Source organism: Rhizobium alarense (assembly GCF_021555155.1).
GTDB lineage: Bacteria > Pseudomonadota > Alphaproteobacteria > Rhizobiales > Rhizobiaceae > Rhizobium_D > Rhizobium_D alarense.
Map to the genome: position 1 here is coordinate 1 of NZ_JAKGBU010000187.1, position 991 is coordinate 991.

Below are 991 nucleotides of genomic sequence, written 5' to 3' on the forward strand. Positions count from 1 at the left end.
CATGCTGGCGTCCACACCGGTGAACGCGAAAGCCTGCATCCCGAAATACTCAAAGGTACCAAAATGGCCGGGAAGGCCGGGCGCCAGCGTGCCCCAAGCATGCTGAAGACAAAAGCGATGAACGGAGTGAAGCGCATGCCGGACGAAGATCGCTATCCGCGAGCCGCCGCCGAGGCAGTCCGATCATTCCTCATGTTGCGACTGGGGCTGCATCTCGGGCTTCGTCAGAAGAACCTTCGGCAATTACTCGTCTGCCCGCGCGGGCATTTCCCGACATCGGAGCGCCGGCTCGAAGACATGAAGCGCGGCGAAATCCGCTGGAGCGATCGCGACCGCGGCTGGGAGGTTTTAATCCCGTCCAACGCTTTCAAGAATGCCAACTCCTCCTTCTTCGGTTCAAAGCCCTTCCGGTTGATCCTGCCGGATCTTCTGGACCTCTACAAATACCTGAACGCGTATATCGAGCGGCATCGCGGCTTGCTCCTCGCTGGCGCCGACGATCCTGGCACGCTGTTCGTCAAGACAGTGAAAACGACCAGCAAGGATGCCGCCTATAACCAGACGACCTTCTACGAGGCATGGCGTCTGACAATCCAGCGCTATGGCATCTACAACCCTATACTGGCCGCGGCGCGATCAAGGGTCTGCTGCCGCACGGACCGCACAATGTCCGCGACGTGCTCGCCACTCATATCCTGAAACAAACGGGTTCCTACGAGCAGGCGAGCTATGCGATCCAGGACACGCCGGAAATGGTCGCCAACCACTATGGCCGCTTCCTGCCGCAGGATAAGGCGGCACTTGCGGCCCGCATTCTCAATCAGGTCAGCAAAGCGGGTTGAAGAAGTTTTCAGGCGTGCTTCGCCGGAACATTGCCTCACTGAACTGAGCTGGCGAGGTCCAAGCAGAGCACAACAACCGAAATATCGCGCACACGTCAGGCGGCAACCTTATTCCCCATCAACTTCCGCCTCGGCCGAAAGCGGCTCAT

Annotated in this window: 1 pseudogene; it reads left to right on the forward strand. The window is 59.0% G+C overall.

From position 1 onward, the window contains the following. Window positions 1-126 precede the first annotated feature (126 nt). Window positions 127-842: pseudogene (locus tag LXM94_RS25920) on the forward strand (hypothetical protein); the annotation flags it as partial. Window positions 843-991 lie beyond the last annotated feature (149 nt).